Genomic DNA, 21,235 nt, shown 5'->3' on the forward strand with positions numbered 1-21,235 from the left:
ATACCCCATATCCGACGCTCCGGCATGGCGACGGCGATGCGGCGGAGCGCTTTCCGGTATCATGCCGCCACCTTTAGTCGAGATGTTCGCCCGATGTCACTGCGTCGACTGTTACTTCCCCTGCTTCTGCTCTGCCTGAGTTTGCCTGCCGGCGCCGGCCTGTTCGATCAGCGCCCGGCCGCGTCGACGATTGGCGCGCCGCTGAACAACAGCAGCGATTTCCTGCCCGTACGTGAAGCCTTCAAGCTGAGCCTGGTAAGCAGCGATAAACAGTCGGTCACGCTGCGCTTCGTCGCCGCCGAGGGTTACTACCTCTACCGCCACCGCTTCAACTTCAGCGTCGAGCCGGCGGACCTGACACTCGGCGAGGCCGAGTTGCCTGCCGGCCAGGCCAAGCACGACGAGTTCTTTGGCGATGTCGAGGTGTACTACGGCGTGCTGGATATCCGCCTGCCGCTGAACAACCCGGACGAGCGCCCGCTGCGCCTGCAGGTCGGCTATCAGGGCTGCGCCGACAAGGGCCTGTGTTATCCGCCGGAAACCGAATTCATCGAGATTGGCGAGATGCCGGCTGCCAGCGGCGGCGATGCAGCGCCAGTCGCGGCAGACTGGAACTGGAAAGAATTGGCACTGTTCTTCCTCGGCGGTCTGGCGTTGACCTTCACGCCCTGCGTACTGCCGATGCTACCGATCCTGTCTGGAGTGGTGCTGCGCGGCCAGCTCGGCGGTCTGCGCAGCCTGACCCTGTCACTGGCCTATGTCCTGCCGATGGCCGCCTGTTTCGCCATTCTCGGCACGCTGATGGGGCTGTTCGGCGCCGGCCTCAATTTGCAGGCACGCCTGCAATCACCCTGGGTACTGGTGCCCTTCGCCGCCTTCTTCGCCGTTTTCGCCCTGGCCATGTTCGGCCTCTTCGAGTTGCGCTTGCCACGCGCCATCAGCGAACCGCTGGATCGCCTGGCTGGCAAGACGCACGGTGGTTCGCATGTGAATGCCGCACTGCTCGGTGTACTTTCCAGCCTGTTGGTCAGCCCCTGCGTTTCCGCACCGCTGGCAGGCGCGCTGCTTTATATCAGCGCCAGCGGCGATGCCCTGGGCGGCGGCCTGAAGCTGCTCGCCCTGGGCCTTGGCATGGGCACACCGCTGGTGCTGTTTGCCGTGGGCGGCGGTGCATTGCTGCCAAAAACCGGGACCTGGATGGTCACCGTGCGCAACGCCTTCGGCGTGTTGCTCCTGGCCGTCTCGGTCTGGCTGCTCGAGCGCGTGCTGCCGGGTAGCCTCAGCCTGGCGCTCTGGGGGCTGCTGGCCGGCGGTGTGGCAGTGTTCCTCGGCGCCCTGGAGTTCGGGCCCAAGACGCACCGACAGAAGCTCGGCCAGATCGCCGGGTTGGCTTTGCTGGTCTATGCCCTGGCCGCCTGGGTCGGTGCCCTGCAGGGCGCCAGCGATCCGCTCAAGCCGCTCGGCCAGTTGCAGGCCGGCACCAGCCAGAGCAGCGCCAAGAGCGGCGCCTGGCAAACCCTGAGCAGCCCGGCCGAGCTGGACGCGGCCCTGGCCGACGCCAAAGCCGGCGGCCAGCCGCTGTTGCTGGACTGGTACGCCGACTGGTGCATCAGCTGCAAGGTCATCGAGCGCGAGGTGTTCGGCAATGCCGAGGTTGGCAGCAAGCTGGCCGGCTGGCGCCTGATCCGCTTCGATATCACCGAAAGCAACGCCGCGCAGCGCGCCCTGCTGGACCGCTACAAGCTGTTCGGCCCACCGGCCATCCAGCTGTTCGCCGGCAATGGTGACGAATGGCTCGATCTGCGTGTCGTAGGAGAGGTCGACGCCGCCACCTTCGCCGCCCGCCTCGACCAGGCCGGTAGCCGTCAGGGCGGCCGCTGAGAAACCTCGGCGCGATCAGCGCCAGGCGCCTGGCAACGACCAAAATCAGCGCTATAGTCATATTTTTGCCGCAAACGCCGGGCATCGTGTCGGCTATTGCCGACATCGGGCCAGCTACGGCATAGTCCCGCGCAGCCCGAACAACAAGGAACGCGACCATGGCCACCCTACTGGTGCTGCACGGCCCCAACCTGAACCTGCTGGGCACCCGCGAGCCCGACAAATATGGTGCGACCACCCTCGCCGAGATCAATCAGGATCTGGAGCAGCGCGCCCGCGAAGCAGGTCACCATCTGCTGTACCTGCAGAGCAATGCCGAGTACGAACTGATCGACCGCATTCATGCCGCAAAGGGTGAAGGTGTCGACTTTATCCTGATCAATCCCGCCGCTTTTACCCATACAAGCGTCGCATTACGTGACGCGTTGCTGGCGGTGAGCATCCCATTCATCGAAGTGCACCTGTCCAACGTGCACAAGCGTGAACCTTTCCGCCATCACTCCTACTTTTCCGACGTTGCCGTAGGGGTGATCTGCGGGCTTGGCGCCAGCGGTTATCGGCTGGCCCTGGAAGCGGCACTCGAACAACTGACCGGGCGCGCCTGACGCGTAGCCTGGTAGACAAGTCCTACCTCACCTCTGGGAGTTGACCATTCATGGATATCCGTAAAGTCAAGAAACTGATCGAGCTGCTGGAAGAGTCCGGTATCGACGAGCTGGAGATCAAAGAGGGCGAAGAGTCCGTACGTATCAGCCGTCACAGCAAGCAGCCGGCCTATGCCGCGCAGCCGGTCTACGCCCCGGCACCCGCTCCGGCTGCCGCGCCTGTAGCCGCTGCCGCCGCTCCGAGCGCTGAAGCTGCTCCGGCCGCCGCGCCGAAGCTGAACGGCACCGTGGCTCGTTCGCCGATGGTCGGTACCTTCTACCGCGCCGCTTCGCCGACCTCTGCCAACTTCGTCGAAGTCGGTCAGACCGTGAAGAAAGGCGACATCCTGTGCATCGTCGAAGCGATGAAGATGATGAACCACATCGAAGCCGAAGCCAGCGGTGTGATCGAATCCATCCTGGTGGAAAACGGCCAGCCGGTTGAGTACGACCAACCCCTGTTCACCATCGTTTGATGCACGGGGAGCCTGCAATGCAGAAGCTGGAAAAAGTCCTTATCGCCAACCGTGGCGAAATCGCCCTGCGTATCCTGCGTGCCTGCAAGGAGCTGGGTATCAAGACGGTGGCCGTGCACTCCACCGCCGACCGCGAACTGATGCACCTGGGCCTGGCCGACGAGTCCGTCTGCATTGGTCCGGCAGCTGGTGCGCAGTCCTACCTGAACATCCCGGCGATCATCAGTGCCGCTGAGCTGACCGGCGCCACCGGTATCCACCCGGGCTACGGCTTCCTCGCCGAGAACGCCGACTTCGCCGAACAGGTGGAGAACTCCGGTTTCGCCTTCATCGGCCCGACCGCCAACGTGATCCGCCTGATGGGCGACAAGGTGTCGGCCAAGGACGCCATGATCAAGTCCGGCGTACCGGTGGTTCCCGGCTCCGACGGCCCGCTGCCGGAAGACGAGGAAGAAGCCCTGCGCATCGCCCGTGAAGTGGGCTACCCGGTGATCATCAAGGCCGCCGGTGGCGGCGGTGGTCGCGGCATGCGCGTGGTGCACAAGGAAGAAGACCTGATCAAGTCGGCCAAGCTGACCCGCACCGAAGCCGGTGCGGCGTTCGGCAACCCGATGGTCTACCTGGAAAAGTTCCTCGGCAACCCGCGTCACGTGGAAGTCCAAGTGCTGTCCGACGGCCAGGGCAACGCCATTCACCTGTATGACCGCGACTGCTCGCTGCAGCGTCGCCACCAGAAGGTGATCGAAGAAGCTCCGGCCCCGCTGATCGACGAGAAGGCCCGCGCCGAAGTGCTCAAGCGCTGCGTCGATGCCTGCATCGAGATCGGCTACCGTGGCGCCGGCACCTTCGAGTTCCTCTACGAAGACGGTCGCTTCTACTTCATCGAGATGAACACCCGTGTTCAGGTAGAGCACCCGGTCACCGAGATGGTCACCGGCATCGACATCGTCAAGGAAATGCTCAGCATCGCCGCCGGCAACCCGCTATCGATCAAGCAGGAAGACGTGAAGATCCTCGGTCACTCGGTCGAGTGCCGGATCAACGCCGAAGACCCGGACAACTTCATGCCCAGCCCCGGCAAGGTCAAGCACTTCCATGCTCCGGGCGGCAATGGCGTTCGCGTCGACTCGCACCTGTACAGCGGCTACAGCGTTCCGCCGCACTACGACTCGCTGATCGGCAAGCTGATCACCTTCGGCAAGGACCGTGACGAAGCCATGGCGCGCATGCGCAATGCCCTGGACGAGATCGTGGTCGACGGCATCAAGACCAACGTGCCACTGCACCGCGACCTGACCCGCGACAAGGGTTTCGTCAAAGGTGGCGTGAACATCCACTACCTGGAAAAGAAACTGGGTATGGACAGGCACTGAGCAGGTTCTTGTAGCATCGAAAGGGAGCGGCCAAGGCCGCTCCCTTTTTACATTCCACCCTGCGAAGGATGAACCACATGAACGGACTCACCCCCGCGGAGCGCAAGGCCGCCTCCATCGCCAGACTCCAGGCAGCCGGCATTCCCTATATCGACCACCTGCCAATGATCGAGCCCGCCAGCGAGGTTCGCATACGCAGTGCAGAGGAAATCGCCCAGCGCGCCATTGCCTGCCTGATCACCATCCAGGCCGCCTGTGACCGCAATGCCGGCAACTACTCGCCCGACACGGCGCAGTGGTGCCAGCAACTGCTGGAGCAATACGGCGTCACCGAGCTGACTCCCGCCGAGGTGCGCATCCTCAGCAATCAGGGCGAGCAGCAGGACGTCATCAATATGGTCTGGAAGTACGAAGCCTACTGGGTACTGCTCTGGGCCCTGGGCATCGTCGAGACGCTGGATTTTCCCGACCACACCATCGACTGCGATTTCGCCATCGAGGCCGTTTCACGGCATGAGGATTTCGCGGCGTTCCTGCAGCACGTTCGGCTACGCGACATCCACAGCATCCTCGACGAGGCCGATCTTATCTATCGCTACCACTGGGCCTGCGTCGACGCCCGCCTGAAACAAGCGCCGATGCCCGCCAGCATGAACGCAAGCGTAGTCATGGAACGCCACGCCGCTTTAAACTGGCTAATCGATAACGATGGCCAGAACGACTGGGACAATCCCGACGTCAGTACCTGAGTAGCCCATTGCTCCGCCTTCGGGCGCCCGAACCAAACACGCCGCGCCCAGTTCGACCGCGCGGCTCGCACAGAGAGTTTCCCATGCCCTGGTTACAAGTCCGTCTCGCCATCACTCCCGAACAGGCGCAAACCTACGAGGACGCCCTGCTGGAAGTAGGCGCCGTATCGGTGACCTTCATGGATGCCGAAGATCAGCCGATCTTCGAGCCGGACCTGGGCACTACCCCGCTGTGGTCGCACACCCATCTGCTGGCCCTGTTCGAAGCCGACACCGACGAGACCGCACTGATCGCCCACCTGCAACTGCTGTGTGGCGGCTCGCTGCCGGAGCATCATGTCGAGCGCATCGAGGATCAGGACTGGGAGCGCAGCTGGATGGACAACTTCCAGCCGATGCGCTTCGGCCAGCGCCTGTGGATCGTACCGAGCTGGCACGCCGCCCCGGAGCCGGACGCAGTGAACCTGCTGCTCGATCCTGGCCTGGCCTTCGGCACCGGCACCCACCCGACCACCGCACTGTGCCTGGAATGGCTCGACGGCCAGACGCTCGACAACTGCAGCGTGCTCGACTTCGGCTGTGGCTCGGGCATCCTCGCCATCGCCGCCCTGCTGCTCGGCGCGCCGCAGGCGGTGGGCACGGATATCGACCCACAAGCTCTGGAAGCCTCGCGCGACAATGCTTCGCGCAATGGCATCGACCCGGCACGCTTCCCGGTCTACCTGCCGGCCGATCTGCCACAGCAGCCGGCGGACGTGGTCGTCGCCAACATCCTCGCCGGCCCGCTGGTTTCCCTGGCACCTCAGATCACCGCGCTGGTCAAAGGCGGTGGACGCCTGGCGCTGTCGGGCATCCTCGCCGAGCAGGCCGAGGAAGTCCGCGCTGCCTATGATGGCGCCTTCGACCTCGACCCGACGGCCACCAAGGACGGCTGGGTGCGCATCAGCGGCGTCAAGCGCTGATCCGCCCACAGTCGTTGCGTTAGACTAGCTGCTTGGATTTTCCGGACCCGCGCATGAGCGAAAGCCACGTCACCCAGTGCCCCCATTGCCGTACCAGCTTCCGCGTCAGTCAGGCGCAGCTGGCTGCTGCCCATGGCGCAGTGCGCTGCGGTGCCTGCCTGCACGTGTTCAATGCTGCCGAGCAGCTCTTCGGCCCTCGTGCTGCGGCACCTGCACAAGCGCCTGCTAAAGCAGCCAGTGCTCAGGCCAGCACGACTCAGGCGGACAGCAGCGCCAAAACGCCAGCGAAGAAGCCGGTCGACGATACCCTGTGGATTCATGACGACCTCGATCTGGACAGCCTCGACCTCGACGAAGAGCTGGCCAGACTGGAGGAGCAGGAACAGCAGTTGTCACAGCAGTTCCTCGCTCTGGAACGGGCGCCGCGTTACGCCGAAAACTTCCACAGCAGCGCCGCGGACGAACCCGAAGAAGCGCATGACGAAGCCTGGGCCGAAGCCCTGCTGCGTGACGAGCAGGTGAAGCGCGAGCGCGACAACTTCGAACTGCAACCGGCTGAAGACCAGCCCGATTCGATTGCCGCACCTGAACCCAAGGTCACCGCCGAGTTCGCCCCGCCTATCACGCCCCGTACGCAGTCCATCGACGAGGACCTCGACGAAGCCGACGAGCCACGCCTGGGCAATCTCGATGACGAACCGGACGAGCGCGAGCAGCAGGACGAAGAGCTGCGCGGCGAGCATGAAGCGCCCAGAGTGACCCGCAACGAGCCGGGTCTACGCGAGGAGCGCCTGTTCGACCTGGACGACGAACCCCTGCAGCTCGACTGGCGCCAGCCACAGGGCATCGCCTGGGGACGCGTATTCGGCTGGGGCCTGCTCAACCTGCTGGCGGCAGCGGGCCTGCTGGCACAATACGCTGCGTACAATTTCGATGAACTGGCACGCCAGGATCGCTATCGCCCCTGGTTCGAACAGCTATGCCCAAGCATCGGCTGCACCCTGCCGTCGAAAGTCGATATCGGCCAGATTCGCAGCAGCAACCTGGTGGTGCGCAGCCATCCGGAGTTCTCCGGTGCGCTGATCGTCGACGCCATCCTCTACAACCGCGCGCCTTTCGCCCAGCCCTTCCCGCTCCTGGAAATGCGCTTCGCCGACCTGGGCGGGCAATTGGTCGCCAGCCGTCGCTTCAAGCCCAGCGAATACCTCGCCGGCGAGCTCGCCGGGCAGAGCGAAATGCCACCGCAGACGCCCATTCACATCTCGCTGGACATCCTCGATCCGGGAACCCGCGCGGTCAATTACAGCCTCAGCTTCCACTCGCCCGAGTAGCCTGCAGGCGGCGCGGCCGTTGGTCGCAGGCCTTCGATCTAACTACTGGCGATAAGCCCATAGCTGTTCAGAATTTGTTCAAAACGACCTTTATCCGGTCACCCAGAGCGGGTATCATGCCCACCCTTTCGCGAGCACCGACCCACCATCGTTTCCCCTGAGGACACAGTGGAGGCCAGGTGTTGATCGCCAACTGTCTCAACTGCGAACCAACAAGCAGGGACGCCCCATGTCGGCCCCACGTATTGGCCCCTACACATTGCCCAATCGGTTGATTCTGGCCCCCATGGCCGGCGTCACCGATCGCCCGTTCCGCCAGCTGTGCCGTCGTCTTGGTGCCGGCCTGGTGGTGTCGGAGATGGTCACCAGCGATGTGCGCCTGTGGAACAGCCGTAAATCCAGCCTGCGCCTGCTGCATGCCGGTGATCCCGAGCCACGCTCGGTGCAGATCGCCGGTGGCGACCCGCAGATGATGGCCGACGCCGCGCGCAAGAACGTCGAACTGGGCGCGCAGATCATCGACATCAACATGGGCTGCCCGGCCAAGAAGGTTTGCAACAAGGCTGCCGGTTCCGCCCTGTTGCGTGACGAGCCGCTGGTGCGCGAGATTCTCGACGCCGTGGTCGGCGCGGTGGACGTGCCGGTGACCCTGAAGATTCGTACCGGCTGGGACCGAGCGAACAAGAACGGCGTTACCGTGGCAAAAATCGCCGAAGACGCCGGTATCTCTGCACTTTCCGTACACGGCCGCACCCGCGCCGACCTCTACACCGGCGAAGCCGAGTACGAGACCATTGCCGCCATCAAGCAGGCGGTATCGATTCCGGTGTTCGCCAATGGCGACATCGACTCCCCAGAAAAAGCCAAGGCCGTGCTCGACGCCACCGGCGCCGACGCCTTGCTGATCGGCCGCGCCGCTCAGGGCCGGCCGTGGATCTTCCGCGAAATCGAGCATTACCTGCGCACCGGCGAGACCCTGCCGGCACCGAGCTTGCTCGAAGTGGAACGCATTCTGCTGGAACACCTTGCCGCACTGCACGCCTTCTATGGCGAATTGATGGGCGTACGCATCGCCCGCAAGCATGTCGGCTGGTATCTGGCAACCCTGCCGGGCGCCAGGGAGTTTCGCGCCCAGTTCAACCGTCTGGATAGCACGGACGCACAGTGCGCCCACGTTCGCGCGTTCTTCCGCGAACGGCACAACGATGAAAACGAGGTGGCCGCATGACGTTGATGACAGAGACCCTAGTGAGTGGAATTGCACCCGTGAGTGACAACACCAGCCTTAAACAGCACCTGAACACGCCGAGCGAAGAGGGCCAGACCCTGCGCGGCGCCGTGGAGAAGGCGCTGCACAACTACTTCGCCCATCTTGAGGGCGCGGACGTCACCGACGTGTACAACCTGGTGCTCACCGAAGTCGAAGCGCCGCTGCTGGAAACCGTCATGAATTACGTGAAAGGTAACCAGACCAAGGCGTCCGAGCTGCTCGGCCTGAACCGTGGCACGCTACGCAAGAAGCTCAAGCAGTACGACCTGCTGTAACCCCGAACTCCCGAAAAGGGCGGCCCGCATGAGCCGCCTTTTTTGCTGATATCCCCGCTCTGATGGATAGTGAAATGACCGACCAGACCACCCTTCTGCCCGTCCGCCGCGCGCTGATCAGCGTTTCCGACAAAACCGGTGTCCTCGAGTTCGCTCGCGAGCTGGCCGCCCTCGGTGTCGAGATCCTCTCCACCGGCGGCACTTACAAGCTGCTCAAGGACAATGGCGTGAGCGCAGTGGAAGTCGCCGACTACACCGGCTTCCCGGAAATGATGGACGGCCGCGTGAAGACCCTGCACCCGAAGATCCATGGCGGCATCCTCGGTCGCCGCGCGCTGGACGGCGCGGTGATGGACGAGCACGGCATCAAGCCGATCGATCTGGTCGCGGTCAATCTCTATCCCTTCGAAGCCACCGTAGCCAAGCCTGATTGCTCTCTTCCCGACGCCATCGAGAACATCGATATCGGCGGCCCGACCATGGTCCGTTCGGCGGCGAAGAACCACAAAGATGTGGCCATCGTGGTCAACACCGGCGACTACGCCGGCATCGTCGAGTCCCTGAAAGCCGGTGGCCTGAGCTACGCCCAGCGCTTCGACCTTGCGCTCAAGGCCTTCGAGCACACCGCCGCCTACGACGGCATGATCGCCAACTACCTGGGCACCATCGACCAGGGGCGCGACACTCTGTCCACCGAAGGCCGTGGCGCCTTCCCGCGCACTTTCAACAGCCAGTTCATCAAGGCGCAGGAAATGCGCTACGGCGAGAACCCGCACCAGAGCGCAGCGTTCTACGTCGAGGCGAAGAAGGGCGAGGCCAGCGTTTCCACCGCCATCCAGCTGCAGGGCAAGGAACTGTCGTTCAACAACGTGGCCGACACCGACGCCGCGCTGGAATGCGTGAAGAGCTTCGTCAAGCCGGCCTGCGTCATCGTCAAGCACGCCAACCCGTGCGGCGTGGCCGTGGTACCGGAAGACGAGGGCGGCATCCGCAAGGCCTACGACCTGGCCTACGCTACCGACACCGAGTCGGCGTTCGGCGGCATCATCGCCTTCAACCGCGAGCTCGATGGCGAGACCGCCAAGGCCATCGTCGAGCGTCAGTTCGTCGAAGTGATCATCGCCCCGAAAATCAGCGCCGCCGCCCGTGAAGTGGTGGCCGCCAAGGCCAACGTACGCCTGCTCGAGTGTGGCGAATGGCCGGCCGAACGCGCTGCTGGCTGGGACTACAAGCGCGTCAACGGTGGCCTGCTGGTACAGAGCCGCGACATCGGCATGATCAAGGCAGAAGACCTGAAGATCGTCACCCAGCGCGCGCCGAGCGAGCAGGAAATCCACGATCTGATCTTCGCCTGGAAAGTGGCCAAGTTCGTCAAATCCAACGCCATCGTCTACGCCAAGAACCGCCAGACCGTCGGCGTCGGCGCCGGCCAGATGTCGCGCGTCAATTCCGCGCGCATCGCCGCGATCAAGGCCGAGCACGCCGGCCTGCCGGTCCCGGGCGCGGTGATGGCCTCCGACGCCTTCTTCCCGTTCCGCGACGGTATCGACAACGCCGCCAAGGCCGGCATCACCGCAGTGATCCAGCCGGGCGGTTCGATGCGCGACAACGAGGTGATCGCGGCGGCCGACGAGGCCGGCATTGCCATGGTGTTCACTTCGATGCGTCACTTCCGCCATTGATCGACAGGTGGATGGCTTCGTCCATCCACCCTACGTCACGCGAAATGTGTAGAACGTAGCCCGGATGAAATCCGGGGACGCCCTAATTGAAAGCCCCGGATTGCATCCGGGCTACGCTCAGGAGAACCCCATGAACGTACTGATCATCGGCAGCGGCGGTCGCGAACACGCCCTGGCCTGGAAAGTGGCGCAGGACAAACGCGTCGAGAAGGTCTTCGTCGCCCCCGGTAACGCCGGCACCGCGGTGGAAGCCAAGTGCGAGAACGTGGCCATCGACGTGCTGAACATCGAAGCGCTGGCCGACTTCGCCGAGAAGAACGTACAACTGACCATCGTCGGCCCGGAAGCGCCGCTGGTCAAAGGCGTGGTCGACCTGTTCCGCGCACGCAAGCTGGACATCTTCGGCCCCACCGCCGCCGCCGCCCAGCTGGAAGGCTCCAAGGCCTTCACCAAGGATTTCCTGGCCCGGCACAAAATTCCCACCGCCGACTACCAGAACTTCACCGAGATCGAGCCGGCATTGGCCTACCTGCGCGAGAAAGGTGCCCCCATCGTGATCAAGGCCGATGGCCTGGCCGCGGGCAAGGGCGTGATCGTCGCCATGACCCTGGCCGAAGCCGAAGACGCCGTGCGCGACATGCTCGCCGGCAATGCCTTCGGTGAAGCCGGTTCGCGCGTGGTGATCGAGGAGTTCCTCGATGGCGAAGAAGCCAGCTTCATCGTCATGGTCGACGGCGAGAACGTGCTGCCGATGGCCACCAGCCAGGACCACAAGCGCGTTGGCGACGCCGACACCGGCCCCAACACCGGCGGCATGGGCGCCTATTCGCCGGCACCGGTGGTGACCGCCGAGGTGCACAAGCGCGTGATGGACGAGGTGATCTACCCGACCGTGCGCGGCATGGCCAGCGAAGGCAACGTCTACACCGGTTTCCTTTACGCCGGCCTGATGATCGACAAATCCGGCGCGCCGAAGGTCATCGAGTTCAACTGCCGCTTCGGCGATCCGGAAACCCAGCCGATCATGTGCCGCCTGGAAAGCTCCCTGGTGCTGCTGGTCGAGGCCGCGCTGGCCAGGGCGCTGGACAAGGTCGAAGCGACCTGGGACCCGCGTCCGACCGTGGGTGTGGTGCTGGCCGCCGGCGGCTACCCGGGCGACTATGCCAAGGGCGACGTGATCGAAGGCCTGGACGAGGCTGCCAAGCTCGACGGCAAGGTGTTCCACGCCGGCACCGCACTGAAGGATGGCCGGATCGTCACCGCCGGTGGCCGCGTGCTGTGCGCGACCGCCATCGGCGCCAACGTGGCCGACGCCCAGCAGCAGGCCTACCGCCTGGCCGAAAAGATTCGCTGGAACGGCATGTTCCATCGCAACGACATCGGCTACCGCGCCATCGCCCGCGAGCAGGACGAAGGCTGAAGGCGCTCAAGAATACGGCGCGGTAGGTGGTAAAAAGGCTCGCCGCACCGTATTCCCCCGAGCAAATGCTTGGCTATAATCCGGCCACTCATTTAGAAGGATTTGCCCGTGCGCCGGCTCAGGATTGCCATCGGACTACTCGCCAGTTTGCTGTTGCTCGGCCTTGCCCTGACAGCCAGTGCGAACTCAGCCCCGACAATCGCCCACGGCTGGTCCTATCTGGTCGACGCCAGCGCCCGCCTGGGCCTCGAAGAAGTGCGCGCCCAGCGCCAGCAATTCAAGCCACTGAGCAAACAGTCCTTCACCTTCCCGCCCAGTGACCACGCCGTGTGGCTGCGCGCCGAACTGGCGCCACAGCAGCAGCCAGCCTGGCTGTGGATCTTCTCGCCACGGGTGCAGTATCTCGACTACTACCTGCTGAAAGACGGCCAGCTGGAGCAGAACCTGCACACCGGCGAAGCCATGCCGCTGAATTCGCGACCGCTGCCATCGCGTTTCTACCTGATGCCCCTGCCCAACGACGGCCAGGCCCGCGTCGCCTATGTCCGCCTGACCTCCAACCATCCGCTGATGACCTGGTTCAAGGTCATGGATCAGGCCGAGCTGGTCAGCCTGGAAAAGCCCGCCTACCTCTACGGCATGCTATTCGGCGCCCTGTTGCTGCTGACCTTGTACAATCTCATCCGCTTCATATACAGCCGCAGTGCCAGTGGTCTGTGGCTGGCCGGGGTGAATATCGGCCTGGCGGTGTGCTCGTCGGCCAACCTCGGCATCTTTGCCCAGTGGCTGCCCAGCCTGGGCTACAACCAGTCATTGATTGCCGACCTTTCCGCACTGTTCGCCGCGTTCAGCGCCCTGGCCTTTGGCCTCAGCTTCATGCATGGCACGCCGGTGCAGCACAGCCCGCTCAACCGCCTGCTGCAGGGCAATGCGCTGCTGATCCTGGCCTACGCTCTGTGCATCACCGTTACCGGTTTGTTCTGGTACAGCTCACTGGTCTACCTGCTGGTGGTCCTCAGCTCGCTGAATCTGCTGCTGGTGAGCAGCCTGCACTGGCGCTCGGGCTATCAGCCGGCGCGCCTGATCACCGTGGGCATGGTGGTTTTCAACCTGGGCTTCGGCTTCTTCGTGCCGGTACTGCTCGGTTTCGATCAGCTCAATCCGGGCTGGCTGGTGCTCGGTGTGTTCAGCGTCGCCACGCTGGCCGGCCTGATCCTCAGCGTGTCGCTGACCGAACGCCAGCGGCAGATCCAGCATGACACCCTGCAAGCGAGCACTGCCCTTGCGGCCAGCAGCGCCGAGCTGCGCGCCAAGGCCGAATTCCTGGCCAAGATCAGCCACGAAATCCGCACCCCGATGAACGGCGTGCTGGGCATGACCGAGCTGCTGCTGGGCACGCCGCTGTCGGCCAAGCAGCGTGACTACGTACAGACCATCCACAGCTCGGGCAACGAGCTGCTTACCCTGATCAACGAAATCCTCGACATTTCCAAGCTGGAATCCGGGCAGATCGAGCTGGACGACGTGCAGTTCGATCTCGGCGCGCTGATCGAGGACTGCCTGGACATCTTCCGCGCCAAGGCCGAACAGCAGAAGGTGGAACTGATCAGCTTCATCCAGCCGCAGGTGCCGCGCGTGATCAGTGGCGATCCGACGCGCCTGCGCCAGGCACTGCTGAGCCTGCTGGACAACGCCTTCAAGCAAACCGACGAAGGCGAAATCCTGCTGGTCGCGGCACTCGACAGCAGCGATGGCCAGTACCGCCTGCGCGTTGCGGTGCAGGACAGCGGCCGACCGCTGCAGCCGGAAGAGCGCGACGCCCTGCTCAATGCCGAACTGCAGAGCCGCGACTTCCTCGCTGCCACACAGCTGGGCGGGCGCCTTGGCCTGATCATCGCACGTCAGCTGGTGCGCCTGATGGGCGGCGAGTTCGGCATCCAGGGCAGCGGTAACCAGGGCACCACCCTGTGGCTGACCCTGCCGCTGGACGCCGCCCGCCTGGAACAACCGGAAACCGATCTGGACAGTCCGCTACAGGGCGCACGCCTGCTGGTGGTGGACGACAACGACACCTGCCGCAAAGTGCTGATGCAGCAATGCAACGCCTGGGGCATGCAGGTCAGCGCCGTGCCCTCCGGCAAGGAAGCACTGGCGCTGCTGCGCACCAAGGCGCACATGCGCGAATACTTCGACGCGGTGCTGCTCGACCAGGACATGCCCGGCATGACCGGCATGCAGCTGGCGGCCAAGATCAAGGAAGACCCCAGCCTCAACCACGACATTCTGGTCATCATGCTCACCGGCATCAGCAACGCGCCGAGCAAGGTGATCGCGCGTAACGCGGGGATCAAGCGCATCCTGGCCAAGCCGGTGGCCGGCTACACGCTCAAGACGACCCTGGCTGACGAGCTGGCCCAGCGCCCCAACGACAGCCCCGCGCAGGCCGCGCCGACGCCAGTGAGCACGCCGCTGAACGTGCCGGCCGACTTCCGTATTCTGGTCGCCGAAGACAACAGCATCTCCACCAAGGTGATCCGCGGCATGCTCGGCAAGCTCAATCTCAAGCCGGACACCGCCAGCAACGGCGAGGAAGCCCTCAGCGCAATGAAGGCGCAGCCCTACGACCTGGTGCTGATGGACTGCGAAATGCCGGTGCTCGACGGCTTCTCCGCCACCGAACAGCTGCGCGCCTGGGAGCAGAGCGAGAAGCGCCCGCGTACGCCGGTGGTGGCACTGACCGCACACATATTGAGCGAACACAAGGAACGCGCGCGGGCCGTGGGCATGGACGGCCATATGTCCAAGCCGGTGGAGCTGTCGCAGCTGCGTGAGCTGATCGAGCACTGGATCGCCGAACGCGAACTGCGTCGCCAGCGCGAGGTGTCGTAATGTCGTCGGGCGGACGACACCCGCCAGGCTATCGATGGCAGGTTGTACCCGCCCTACTCTCGCCCCAGCAAACGAGTCTCACATGTCCGAGTTGTTCAGCCTGTACCTGAAGATGCTGGTGCTCTACAGCCCCTTCTTCGTCCTCTCCTGCTTTATTGGCCTCAGCCGCGGTTACACCCTGAAGGAGCGCAAGCGCCTGGCCTGGAAGGTGGCCCTGGCCACTCTGATTGCCAGCGTGCTGCTGTACCTGTTCGGCAAACACATCTTCACCCTGTTCGGCATCACCATAGACGCCTTCCGTATTGGCGCAGGCAGCGTGCTGTTCATCTCCGCCCTCGGCATGGCCCAGGGCAAGCCGGCGGTGCAGAGCGACAACGTGCAGCAGGACGTGACCATCGTACCGCTGACCATTCCGCTGACCGTCGGTCCCGGCACCATCGGTGCCCTGCTGCTGATGGGGGCCAGCCAGCCGCACTGGGACGACAAGCTGGTGGCCGTGGCGGCGATCTTTCTCGCCAGCCTCACCGTCGGTGTGGTGCTGTACCTTTCCAACCAGTTCGAGCGCCTGCTTGGCGAGCAGGGCCTGCAGATCGTCAGCCGCCTGATGGGCCTGTTCGTCTGCGCTCTGGCGGCGCAGATCATCTTCACCGGGGTGAAGAACTACCTCGTGCCCTAAGCTCTGCCGATCATCGCGCCCTTGAGATAACCACCTGCCACTCGTCCTGCCGGCAACAGCCGCCTGATCACATTCCCCAGACCCGGCGCCGCGTTTTCTGGATTTTCTCTGGTAGCCGCTGCGCTTTTCGCGACGCTCTCATCTCACATCCGAGGCTCAGTCGAGCGCTGCGCTCCACCGTCGAACATGCGCTTGCACTATTCCTGCTGAAGCGCACCCGCATGGTGCGGCACCTGCAATCAGTGCACGTCAGTCGCGCCTGGACGAAGAACTGCGCCATCAATTGCTACCGCCACGAGCAATCGCGAGATGGCCCGTTTTGCTGCTGAGATCAACGAGAAGATCCGCATTCCAGGGCGGCTGGACAGCGCTCGGACGCTGCGCGCCAAGTTGAAGCCACGCCACGCACGGGTGGGTTCTCGGGGGCGATCCTGAGCCGTTGTGCAGAAGAGGCACAGCAATTGCTCAAGAGCCCTATAGAGGTCAGCAAGGCACAGGTGCATCGATCACCTTGCCCGGGCTGTACGGCGCTCGCCGGCGCCTAGCGCAGATGCCCGGACAAGCGGGCCATGACCTTCACGCATGACCAATAACAACGCTGTCCACTTACTCACGCTTGTGAATGGAGATCGCACCATGCAACGTCGCAGCCTGATCAAGGCCTTTACCCTTTCCGCTTCCATCGCCGCCATGGGCCTGAGCTGGTCCATCCAGGCCGCCGAGACCATCAAGGTCGGCATCCTGCACTCGCTGTCCGGCACCATGGCCATTTCCGAAACCTCGCTCAAAGACATGGCGTTGATGACCATCGAAGAGATCAATGCCAAGGGCGGCGTGCTCGGCAAGCAGCTGGAGCCGGTAGTGGTCGACCCGGCCTCCAACTGGCCGCTGTTCGCAGAAAAAGGCCGCCAGCTGCTGACCCAGGACAAGGTCGCGGTGACCTTCGGCTGCTGGACCTCGGTATCGCGCAAATCCGTGCTGCCGGTCTACGAGGAGCTCAACGGCCTGCTGTTCTACCCGGTGCAGTACGAAGGCGAAGAGATGTCGCCGAACGTCTTCTACACCGGCGCAGCGCCGAACCAACAGGCCATTCCGGCGGTGGAATATCTGCTCAGCGAAGACGGCGGCGGCGCCAAGCGCTTCTTCCTGCTCGGCACCGACTACGTCTACCCGCGCACCACCAACAAGATCCTGCGCGCCTTCCTGCACAGCAAGGGCATCGCCGACAAGGACATCGAAGAGGTCTACACCCCCTTCGGCCACAGCGACTATCAGACCATCGTCGCCAACATCAAGAAGTTCGCCGCCGGCGGCAAGACCGCCGTGGTCTCCACCGTCAACGGCGACTCCAACGTGCCGTTCTACAAGGAACTGGCCAACCAGGGCCAGGAAGCCACCGAAGTGCCGGTGGTGGCCTTCTCCGTGGGTGAAGAGGAACTGCGCGGCATCGACACCAAGCCGCTGGTCGGCCACCTGGCAGCCTGGAACTACTTCCAGTCGGTGGAGAACCCGGTCAACGAGAAGTTCGTCGCCGACTGGAAAGCCTACGCCAAGGCCAAGAAGCTGCCGAACGCCGACACCGTGGTGACCAACGATCCGATGGAAGCCACCTACGTGGGCATCCACATGTGGGCGCAGGCCGTCGAGAAAGCCGGCACCACGGACGTCGACAAGGTGCGTGAAGCCATGGCCGGCCAGGAGTTCGCCGCGCCGAGCGGCTTCACCCTGAAGATGGACGAGAAGAACCACCATCTGCACAAGCCGGTGATGATCGGCGAAATCCAGGAAGACGGTCAGCTCGAAGTGGTCTGGGAAACCGAAGGCCCGATCCGCGCCCAGCCGTGGAGCCCGTTCATCGAAGGCAACGACAAGAAAGCCGACACCCCGGTGAAGTCGAACTAAGGCAAAAGCCCTCTCCCGCTTGCGGCAACCACAGTTCGTCAATGGCTTGCAGTGCCGCTTGTCTCCCCTCTCCCGCTTGCGGGAGAGGGGCGGGGGAGAGGGTCGCCGTAGCCCGGATGCAATCCGGGAAGCTCGCCCCGGACTTCATCCGGGCTACGCCAAGGACACCCATATGCCCACTGCCCTTACGCGAATTCTCCTGAGCCTGCTGCTGTGTCTGCCACTGGCGGCGCAGGCTGGCGAGGCCGACGATTTCGTCACCGCCAACGCCGGCAAGCAGGCCAAGCTGCTGCAGGACTGGGCCGCCGCGCCCAATGCCGAACGCCTGCCACTGCTGCAGGCCCTGCAGCAGGGCCGCGTCGGTAGCGATGCCGACAAGCGCGCCTTCATCGAACAGAGCGGCACCTGGCAGGCCGCCGATGGCGCAGCCGAGGCCAACGGCACGCCGCGCAAACTGCGTCTGAACAACCGCCTGCGCGGCCTGATCGGCTTCGCCGTCGCCAGTCATCAGTTGCTCGACAAGGATGCAGCCGTGCGCCTCGGCGCGGCCAAGCAACTGCAGCGCAATACACCGCCGGCACTGCTGCCGTTGCTGGAAAGTCGCCTGAGCATGGAGGCCGATGAGAACGTACGCGATGCCCTCACCCTGGCCCTGGCCAACCTGCAGCTGGAGGCCAGCGACCCGGCCGTGCGCCTGGCGGCCGTGGAGCGCCTGGGCAGGACCGGAGACCCGCTGGCCCGCACGCGCCTGCAAGGCCTACTCGATGGCGATGAAAGCGATGCCGAAGTACGCGCCGCCGCCGAGAAAAGCCTGGCTCAGGTGAAGAACAAACTGCTGATCGGCGAGCTGCTCGGCCAGGCCTTCAGCGGCCTGTCGCTCGGCTCGATCCTGCTGCTGGCCGCCCTGGGTCTGGCCATCACCTTCGGGCTACTCGGGGTGATCAATATGGCCCATGGCGAGATGCTGATGCTCGGCGCCTACACCACCTACGTGGTGCAGCTGAGCTTCCAGCGCCTGGCCCCGGAATACCTCACGCTCTACCCGCTGGCCGCGTTGCCCGTGGCCTTTCTGGTCACCGCCTGCATCGGCATGGCGCTGGAGCGCACGGTGATCCGTCATCTCTACGGCCGCCCGCTGGAAACCCTGCTGGCCACCTGGGGCATCAGCCTGATCCTCATCCAACTGGTTCGCGTCACCTTCGGCGCGCAGAACGTCGAGGTGGCCAACCCGGCCTGGCTGTCCGGCGGCGTGCAGGTGCTGCCCAACCTGGTGCTGCCGTACAACCGCATCGTCATCATCGGCTTCGCCCTGTTCGTGGTGGCCCTGACCTGGCTGCTGCTGAACAAGACGCGCCTCGGCCTGAACGTGCGTGCGGTGACGCAGAACCGCAACATGGCCGCCTGCTGTGGCGTACCCACCGGGCGCGTGGACATGATGGCCTTCGGCCTCGGCTCGGGCATCGCCGGCCTCGGCGGCGTGGCCCTCAGCCAGATCGGCAACGTCGGCCCGGACCTGGGCCAGAGCTACATCATCGACTCCTTCCTGGTAGTGGTGCTCGGCGGTGTCGGCCAGTTGGCCGGTAGCGTGCTGGCGGCCTTCGGCCTGGGCGTGGTGAACAAGTTCCTAGAGCCGCAGATAGGTGCGGTGCTCGGCAAGATTCTCATCCTCGCGCTGATCATTCTGTTCATCCAGAAACGCCCGCAAGGCCTCTTCGCTCTCAAAGGACGGGTGATCGACTGATGACCATGCCACTCAATCAAACGCTACTGGCCCGCGCCAGCGCCAAACTCGGCCCGCAGATTTCCATCGCCATCGGCCTGCTGGTGCTGGCCGTGCTGATCGCAATGCCGCTGCTGCACCTGTTGCCGGCCGACCATGCCCTGCACCTCTCGGCCTACGCCCTGACGCTGGTGGGCAAGATCCTCTGCTACGCCATCGTCGCCCTGGCGCTGGATCTGGTCTGGGGCTACGCCGGCATGCTGTCGCTGGGCCATGGCCTGTTCTTCGCCCTCGGCGGTTATGCCATGGGCATGTACCTAATGCGCCAGTCGGCGGGCGACGGGCTGCCGGCCTTCATGAGCTTCCTGGCCTGGAGCGAGCTGCCCTGGTACTGGTACGGCACCTCGAGTTTTCTCTGGGCGCTGTGCCTGGTGGTACTGGCGCCCGGCTTGCTGGCCCTGGTGTTCGGTTTCTTCGCCTTCCGCTCGCGGATCAAGGGCGTGTACTTCTCGATCATGACCCAGGCGCTGACCTTCGCCGGCATGCTCTTGTTCTTCCGCAACGAAACCGGCTTCGGCGGCAACAACGGCTTTACCGGCTTCACCCGCATCCTCGGCTTCGACATCACCGCGCAGGGCACCCGCGCCGCGCTGTTCTTCGCCACCGTGGTGCTGCTGCTAGGCAGCCTGTACCTGGGCTTTCGCCTGGCGCGCAGCAAGTTCGGCCGCGTGCTGACCGCCCTGCGTGACGCCGAGAACCGCCTGATGTTCTGCGGCTACGATCCGCGCGGCTACAAGCTGTTTATCTGGGTGCTATCCGCTGTGCTGTGCGGCCTGGCCGGCGCGCTGTACGTGCCCCAGGTGGGCATCATCAACCCCAGCGAGATGGCCCCGACCCAGTCCATCGAAGCCGCCGTGTGGGTCGCCCTCGGTGGTCGCGGCACGCTGATCGGCCCGCTGCTCGGCGCCGGTATCGTCAACGGCATGAAGAGCTGGTTCACCGTGGCCTTCCCCGAATACTGGCTGTTCGCCCTGGGCGCGCTGTTTATCGTCGTCACCCTCTTTCTACCCAAGGGCGTGATTGGCCTGCTGAAGAAGGAGAAGGATCAATGAGAGCCACTCCCCTGCCCGAGACCATGCTCGAAGCCGCCCTCGACCCCAACGGCCTGGCACTGGACACCGGCAAGAACGTCGGCAAGGGCGTCAACGTCCGCCACGGCACCATCCTCACCCTGGAAGACATCAACGTCAGCTTCGACGGATTTCGCGCGCTGACCAATCTGACCCTGTACATCGGCGTCGGCGAACTGCGCTGCATCATCGGCCCCAACGGCGCCGGCAAGACCACCATGATGGACGTGATCACCGGCAAGACCCGCCCGGACAACGGCGTGGCCTACTTCGGCGAGCAGTACGACCTGACCGCCATGAGCGAGGTGGAAATTGCCCAGGCCGGTATCGGTCGCAAGTTCCAGAAGCCCACGGTATTCGAGGCGCTGACGGTGTTCGAGAACCTGGAGCTGGCGCAGAAGACCAACAAGTCGGTGTGGGCCAGCCTGCGCGCCAGGCTCAACGGCGAGCAGAAGGATCGTATCGAGGAAGTACTGAGCACCATCCGCCTGGAAGCCTCGCGCCATCGCCCGGCCGGCCTGCTCTCCCACGGCCAGAAGCAGTTCCTCGAAATCGGCATGCTGCTGGTGCAGGAGCCGCACCTGCTGCTGCTCGACGAGCCGGTGGCCGGCATGACCGACGCCGAAACCGAGTTCACCGCTGAGCTGTTCAAGTCCCTGGCACGCAAGCACTCGCTGATGGTGGTCGAGCACGATATGGGCTTCGTCGGCTCCATCGCCGACCACGTCACCGTGCTGCACCAGGGCAGCGTGCTGGCCGAAGGCTCGCTGGAGCAGGTACAGAACGATGAGCGGGTGATCGAGGTTTATCTGGGGCGCTAACGCCCCACGGCTGCAGGCTTCAGGCTTCAGGCTT

17 protein-coding genes are annotated in these 21,235 nt (G+C 64.2%); all 17 read left to right on the plus strand.

Features of this window, described 5'->3' with window-relative positions; all coding sequences use genetic code 11:
* Nucleotides 1–93 precede the first annotated feature (93 nt).
* Nucleotides 94–1,881, plus strand: coding sequence for a protein-disulfide reductase DsbD (dsbD, locus tag DXK50_RS00140; RefSeq protein WP_212628939.1), 1,788 nt, complete (start codon nt 94–96; stop codon nt 1,879–1,881).
* Nucleotides 1,882–2,039: 158 nt separating this feature from the next.
* The gene (gene aroQ / locus DXK50_RS00145) at nt 2,040–2,486 is read left to right on the plus strand and encodes a type II 3-dehydroquinate dehydratase (protein WP_024306841.1); all 447 of its coding nucleotides are present in this window, start codon (nt 2,040–2,042) and stop codon (nt 2,484–2,486) included.
* Between the two features lie 50 nt (nt 2,487–2,536).
* A complete protein-coding gene (gene accB, locus DXK50_RS00150) occupies nt 2,537–3,001 on the plus strand; it encodes an acetyl-CoA carboxylase biotin carboxyl carrier protein (RefSeq protein WP_161864795.1) in 465 nt (154 codons plus the stop codon).
* 17 nt (nt 3,002–3,018) lie between these two features.
* Nucleotides 3,019–4,374 (plus strand): acetyl-CoA carboxylase biotin carboxylase subunit, encoded by a 1,356-nt coding sequence (accC, locus tag DXK50_RS00155; RefSeq protein ID WP_024306839.1) that lies wholly within the window; start codon nt 3,019–3,021, stop codon nt 4,372–4,374.
* A 77-nt stretch (nt 4,375–4,451) separates the two neighbouring features.
* Entirely contained in the window at nt 4,452–5,123 is a 672-nt protein-coding gene (locus tag DXK50_RS00160; protein ID WP_212628940.1) for a DUF4272 domain-containing protein, read from the plus strand.
* An 83-nt stretch (nt 5,124–5,206) separates the two neighbouring features.
* Nucleotides 5,207–6,085 (plus strand): 50S ribosomal protein L11 methyltransferase, encoded by an 879-nt coding sequence (gene prmA, locus DXK50_RS00165; RefSeq protein WP_212628941.1) that lies wholly within the window; start codon nt 5,207–5,209, stop codon nt 6,083–6,085.
* 53 nt (nt 6,086–6,138) lie between these two features.
* Complete coding sequence (locus tag DXK50_RS00170) at nt 6,139–7,416, plus strand: DUF3426 domain-containing protein (protein ID WP_212628942.1); 1,278 nt, start codon at nt 6,139–6,141, stop codon at nt 7,414–7,416.
* 229 nt (nt 7,417–7,645) lie between these two features.
* A complete protein-coding gene (gene dusB, locus DXK50_RS00175) occupies nt 7,646–8,644 on the plus strand; it encodes a tRNA dihydrouridine synthase DusB (RefSeq protein WP_212628943.1) in 999 nt (332 codons plus the stop codon).
* The gene (gene fis, locus DXK50_RS00180) at nt 8,641–8,961 is read left to right on the plus strand and encodes a DNA-binding transcriptional regulator Fis (RefSeq protein ID WP_026088753.1); all 321 of its coding nucleotides are present in this window, start codon (nt 8,641–8,643) and stop codon (nt 8,959–8,961) included. The genes dusB and fis overlap by 4 nt, the downstream gene beginning before the upstream one ends.
* 74 nt (nt 8,962–9,035) lie before the next feature.
* The gene (gene purH, locus DXK50_RS00185) at nt 9,036–10,643 is read left to right on the plus strand and encodes a bifunctional phosphoribosylaminoimidazolecarboxamide formyltransferase/IMP cyclohydrolase (protein ID WP_212628944.1); all 1,608 of its coding nucleotides are present in this window, start codon (nt 9,036–9,038) and stop codon (nt 10,641–10,643) included.
* A gap of 130 nt (nt 10,644–10,773) precedes the next feature.
* Nucleotides 10,774–12,063, plus strand: coding sequence for a phosphoribosylamine--glycine ligase (gene purD / locus DXK50_RS00190; RefSeq protein ID WP_212628945.1), 1,290 nt, complete (start codon nt 10,774–10,776; stop codon nt 12,061–12,063).
* A gap of 108 nt (nt 12,064–12,171) precedes the next feature.
* Nucleotides 12,172–14,952 (plus strand): hybrid sensor histidine kinase/response regulator, encoded by a 2,781-nt coding sequence (locus DXK50_RS00195; protein WP_161864788.1) that lies wholly within the window; start codon nt 12,172–12,174, stop codon nt 14,950–14,952.
* A gap of 82 nt (nt 14,953–15,034) precedes the next feature.
* Entirely contained in the window at nt 15,035–15,628 is a 594-nt protein-coding gene (locus tag DXK50_RS00200) for a MarC family protein (RefSeq protein ID WP_161864787.1), read from the plus strand.
* Between the two features lie 636 nt (nt 15,629–16,264).
* Nucleotides 16,265–17,530, plus strand: coding sequence for an urea ABC transporter substrate-binding protein (gene urtA / locus DXK50_RS00205; protein ID WP_212628946.1), 1,266 nt, complete (start codon nt 16,265–16,267; stop codon nt 17,528–17,530).
* A 172-nt stretch (nt 17,531–17,702) separates the two neighbouring features.
* A complete protein-coding gene (gene urtB, locus DXK50_RS00210) occupies nt 17,703–19,271 on the plus strand; it encodes an urea ABC transporter permease subunit UrtB (protein WP_212628947.1) in 1,569 nt (522 codons plus the stop codon).
* Entirely contained in the window at nt 19,271–20,362 is a 1,092-nt protein-coding gene (gene urtC, locus DXK50_RS00215; protein ID WP_212628948.1) for an urea ABC transporter permease subunit UrtC, read from the plus strand. The genes urtB and urtC overlap by 1 nt, the downstream gene beginning before the upstream one ends.
* A complete protein-coding gene (gene urtD / locus DXK50_RS00220; protein WP_212628949.1) occupies nt 20,359–21,201 on the plus strand; it encodes an urea ABC transporter ATP-binding protein UrtD in 843 nt (280 codons plus the stop codon). The genes urtC and urtD overlap by 4 nt, the downstream gene beginning before the upstream one ends.
* Nucleotides 21,202–21,235: the final 34 nt, after the last annotated feature.

The organism is Pseudomonas sp. KB-10 (assembly GCF_018221585.1).
Taxonomy (GTDB): domain Bacteria; phylum Pseudomonadota; class Gammaproteobacteria; order Pseudomonadales; family Pseudomonadaceae; genus Aquipseudomonas; species Aquipseudomonas yangonensis.